Annotated in this window: 3 protein-coding genes; all 3 read right to left on the bottom strand. The window is 50.3% G+C overall.

Annotated elements, in window-relative coordinates; all coding sequences use genetic code 11:
- On the bottom strand, positions 1-1,945 hold a 1,945-nt coding region (locus VIM87_RS24565; RefSeq protein ID WP_331999549.1), incomplete at its 3' end, for a bifunctional UDP-N-acetylmuramoyl-tripeptide:D-alanyl-D-alanine ligase/alanine racemase.
- A 37-nt stretch (positions 1,946-1,982) separates the two neighbouring features.
- Positions 1,983-2,930: a TerC/Alx family metal homeostasis membrane protein gene (locus VIM87_RS24560; RefSeq protein ID WP_331999548.1), complete on the bottom strand. Its 948-nt coding sequence runs from the start codon at positions 2,928-2,930 to the stop codon at positions 1,983-1,985.
- 199 nt (positions 2,931-3,129) lie between these two features.
- The coding region (gene gldG / locus VIM87_RS24555; RefSeq protein WP_331999547.1) for a gliding motility-associated ABC transporter substrate-binding protein GldG at positions 3,130-4,519 on the bottom strand (1,390 nt) is incomplete at its 5' end.

The following is a 4,519-nucleotide window of genomic DNA, read 5'->3' as shown; positions in this document are numbered from 1 at the left end:
GGGTAAATTCATCCATGGAAGGGTCTTCGCTGGCAGCCAGGTGGCTGAAAATAGATTTCACTTTCAGCTGCCCGTTCTCCGTAAGAATGCGGGCCAGGGCAGGAATATCCTTTTTATCAAATCCCAGGCGGTGCATGCCGGTATCCAGCTTTATGTGAATGGGGAAATCTGTTTTCCCGCTGGTGCGCACCTCTTCCTCAAACTGCTGCAACAGCAGCAGGGAGTAAATTTCCGGCTCCAGGTTCCATTGCAGGATGGCGTCAAAAGAGCTGGGCTCGGGGTTCATGACCATAATGGGCATGGTAATACCGGTGCGGCGCAGCTCCACTCCTTCATCGGCATAGGCCACGGCCAGGTAATCAATGCCGTGGAACTGCAGCAGGTTGGCTATTTCAAAACTGCCGCTGCCGTAAGAGAAAGCTTTTACCATGGCCATTAGCCTGGTTTCCGGCTTCAGGAGGGCCTGGTATTGTTTTACATTATGGGTAATGGCGCTCAGGTTAATTTCCAGGATGGTCTGGTGCACCTTATGCTCCAGCAGCTTGCCGATACGCTCAAACTTGAACGCGCGGGCGCCTTTCAGCAAAATGGTCTCATGCTGGAAATCCTGCTGGCTGAACTGCTGGATGAACGCTTCCATCGTGGGAAAGAACTGGCTTTTTAAGCCCGGTATATCCTGGAAGGCGCGTGTTTCCCGGCTAATATTCTTGCCAATGCCAATAAGGCGCTGGATGCCTTTTTTCCTGAGCATGCCGGCTACTTCCTCATACAGGGAAGCATCGCTGCGGCCGCTTTGTAAAATATCACTGAGTATAACCGTGCGCGTTGGGTGCTGTTGCTGCTGCTGTAAAAAGTCCAGTGCAATGGCCAGCGATCCCAGGTCGGAGTTATAGCTGTCGTTAATGATGGAGCTGTTGTTAATGCCCTGCTTCAGTTCCAGGCGCATGGCTATATTACCCAGCAGGTCCATCCGCTGGCGGATCACCTGGTGATCAATACCCAGATACAGCATCAGCGCCCAGCAATGAATGGCGTTTTCCACGGAGCCTTCATCTACAAAAGGAATACTGATATAGATAGGCGCGTTCTGGTACAGCGCATCAATACGGGTGCAGGCATGATCCTTATCTACACTGATAATGCGCAGGTCTGCGTCTGTTTTGCGCGACCAGGCCAGCAGCTGTAAGCCCTGCTGGTTATCCCGCTTGCCGATCTGCGAGTGAAATTGAAGCACACATTCGTTCAGCTCCAGGTAATCTTTACTGTAAATAAGCACATCGCTTTTGGCAAACAGCACCAGCTTTTCATTGATCTTCTGGCGCCGGTTCAGGAAGCCTTCATTATGCGCTTCGCCAATGTTGGTGAAAATACCGATGGTAGGGCGGATGATCTTTTCCAGGTGCTCCATTTCACCGGGCTGGGAAATGCCGGCTTCAAAAATGGCCAGCTGGTTGGAGGCGTCCATCTGCCATACGGATAAGGGCACGCCTGTTTGCGAGTTATAGCTTTTAGGGCTGCGTACAATATTGTAATCCTTTTCCAGCAGCTGGAACAGCCATTCCTTGATAATGGTTTTACCGTTACTGCCGGTAATGCCTATTACGGGAATGTGGAACTGCTGCCGGTGCCAGGCTACCAATGTGTGCAGGGCCTGGAGGGTATCTTTTACCAGGATGATATTAGCATCGGGGTACAGCTCCAGCGGCAGGTGCTCGCTCACCAGGAAGTTACGCACCCCCTTTTCATATAATTCGGGGATGTACTGGTGCGCATTACGCCGTGTGCTGACGATTGGAATAAAAAGCGAGGTCTCCGGAAAGATCAATTTCCTGCTGTCCAGCAAAATATGCGCTATCTCCGGTGCTCCTGCGTCCTGCAAAAGTTCTCCTTTCAGGATCTTACTGATACTTGCTGCGTTATACATAGTTTCTCTGTCTGTTGGCATCCGGCAGGCTGACTCTTTACCTGCCTATGCGCCTGAATTACTTTTCTGAAGTTAGCTTTTCCGGCACTCCTTTTTTCTTATGATAGATGGAGTACAGGATAGCGCCGCCCAAACAACATACAATCACTATGAGCGACAGATATACCGGCAGATGAACATGAAAGATCTCTACCAGCATTTTTAAGCCTATAAATATCAGTACAATGGCAATGCCCTGCTGCAGATAATCGAACTGATCCACCGCACCCCGTAACAGGAAGAACAGGGAGCGCAGGCCCAGCACTGCAAAGATATTGGAAGTATACACTACCAGCGGCTCCTGTGAGATGGCAAATACAGCCGGAATGGAATCCAGCGCAAACAGCACATCGGTTACCGCCAGCATTACCACGACTATACTAAGGCTGGTGAAATATACTTTATTATTTTTTTTGACGGTGAAACGGCCGTGTGGCTCTTCATGCGTAATGCGCATGTATTTGCTCATAAACCGGTAGGCAATATTTTCCTCCGGCTTAAATTCCTCATCCTGATCAACCACGAACATTTTAATACCGGTGTACACCAGGAAGGCGCCGAATACATAAAGGATCCAGGTGAAACGGGCTATAAGCGCAGCGCCGATGGTAATAAAAATAGCGCGTAATACGATCGCCATGAGGATACCGATGAGCAGCACGCGCGCATAGCTGCTTTCTTTTATTTTAAAGAAGCCGAAGATGAGGATGAACACAAAGATATTATCAATAGAAAGCGACCACTCCATGAGGTAGGCGCTCAGGTAGCTGATGGCTGTTTCATGCCCGTTCTCATACCACACAAATCCAAAGAAAACTAATGACAAACCTACCCAGAAACAGGTTTGCAACAATGCTTTTTTAATAGAGACGGTAGTAGATTTTTTACTTAATAAACCCAGGTCAAAGATCAGCGCCAGGACGATAACGATGCCAAAAATAAGATACGTCCACTGTGTGGGTGTCATGCAGCCGTTTAATGTTTAGTGAAAGGCAAAGATAATGTTTACGGTCCACAGTCCATAGTCGATGGTCTATTGCCTAGTTCGTATGGTTGTTGTACAAGTAAAGTTGCAGTGATGTGCTTAACGAACGCCGCAATACTGCACTATTGAAGCAGGCCATGGACTATGGACCATTGACCATCGACTGCGGCGCAAAGCGCCGCTACTCAAACTTACGCTGCCGTATAAACTGGAATACCATGGCAAACAGCAGGATCAGGCCTACGGGCACCAGGAAACAGATGACCTGCCATTTGGTGCGTTCCTGTTTTATTTTTTGCGCATCCAGCAGGCGCAGGGTTACTTCTTTATTGCGCGTTTCCATAATGCCGGAGGTGTTGGTAAGGTATTCCAGGCAGTTCAGGAAAAATTCTTTATTGGCAAATACAAAATCCGGGTTAAAGGAATTGATGCCCATTTGCAGCGGCCCGTCCTTACGGGATACAGCATTGGTAATAATATCGCCGTCGCTGATCACGATCATTTTATTGATGGTATCTGCATGGTCGCGGAAAGGCTCGCCGGAGGCCACTTCCACGGCAGCCTGCTGCGCTTTGTCCAGCCGGTGGCGGAACAGGGAGGTAAAACGGCCTTCCAGCAGCACGGCGGCGGGCAGGTAAGCCTGCCGGTAATCGCGCGGGTTGGGTTTGGTGCGCACACTTTCCCAGCTTATTTCTGCCGGGGTGCGTATGCTGCGGCTGTTACGGGAGGAGGTGAGCAGGATAGTTTTGGTAACATCTTCCCCCTTAATAGTATCAATAGAGCTGGTAAAATGGCTCAGCACCAGGTCCATATTTTTTACAATGGGATGGCTGCCGGTGGGCGAAAGCAGCGGGAAGTACGGGAAAGGCACCGGCCGGATCTGCGGTTTGTTGCCCATATTGCCTACTACCAGCGGCACCAGGTCTGACTGCAGATCCTGGATCAGGTCGGGGTTAATGCGTACCCCGTAGCGGAACAGCAGGTCTTCCAGGTTCAGGCCCCGGTCAAATGCAATAAAGGAGTTTTGCTGCTGCAGGCTGTCCATGCTGGCGTTCAGCACATCCAGGCACCACAGCACTTTGCCGCCCTTCATTACATACTGGTCTATTTTCAGCTTATCATCATCCGTAAACTTTTGTGTAGGCCTTGCAAACAGCAGCAGGTCAAAATCGCGGGGAATATGGCTGTTGCCCTGCAGGGAAAAAGTATCCAGCTGGTAATTGCTTTGCACGGTGGTAAGCGCGTCGTACACTTCTGCGCCTAAAGATTCCCCGTTGCCCAGCATATAGCCTACCAGCGGTTTGCGGGGCTGCTGCAGCTTGTAGATGGCGTTAATGAACTGGTATTCCAGCAGCGCTTCCGAATTGCTCATAGCGGCTGTAGGATCCTGCCCGCCCTGGCTTTTCAGCAGGTTTACGCCAATGGTCTTATCCTTGTAATGCACCAGGGCGCCGGGGAAAATAAGCTTTTCGGAAAAGCCTTCATTCGCATCCTGCTGCACCTGCAGGTTAAAAGGCATAATGCCTTTGGCTACCAGGTCCTGCTGAAAGGCTGCCCGTGCGCTGTCGGCC

It is taken from the genome of Chitinophaga sp. (assembly GCF_036569125.1).
Classification (GTDB): Bacteria; Bacteroidota; Bacteroidia; order Chitinophagales; family Chitinophagaceae; genus Chitinophaga.
This window is presented reverse-complemented; position numbering and strand designations above follow the sequence as displayed.